Below are 338 nucleotides of genomic sequence, written 5' to 3'. Positions count from 1 at the left end.
ATCCTGGAACTGCCGCCGCACATCCACCGCCGAACCATCGGCGAACCCCAGCACCCCCGCGACCTCACCCCGCACCAGATCCGACAGCACCGACAACCGCTCACCCGCATCCAGCACCGCCAGCCGCTCCTCCAGGCCACCGGCAGCGCCGGCACGCCGTGCCAGAGCACGAGCCGCCGATCGGGCCTGCGTGAGCCGCGCCGGGACGAGCACCGCTTCATCAGACGTCACGCCGGCGTCGAACAGGGCGAGCCCTTCCGTCACCGACAGCGGCCTCACCCCCGCCCGCTCCATCCGACGCAGATCAACCTCACCCAACCCACCCGCCATACCGCCAC

The 338-nt window shown here is 71.6% G+C and carries 1 protein-coding gene; it reads right to left on the bottom strand.

The annotated features are described in order from the left end of the window. The coding region (locus tag IEY93_RS39140; protein WP_229691812.1) for an acyl carrier protein at positions 1–318 on the bottom strand (318 nt) is incomplete at its 3' end. Positions 319–338 lie beyond the last annotated feature (20 nt).

The sequence above is a fragment of the Sphaerisporangium melleum genome, from assembly GCF_014646695.1.
Taxonomy (GTDB): domain Bacteria; phylum Actinomycetota; class Actinomycetes; order Streptosporangiales; family Streptosporangiaceae; genus Sphaerisporangium; species Sphaerisporangium melleum.
This window is presented reverse-complemented; position numbering and strand designations above follow the sequence as displayed.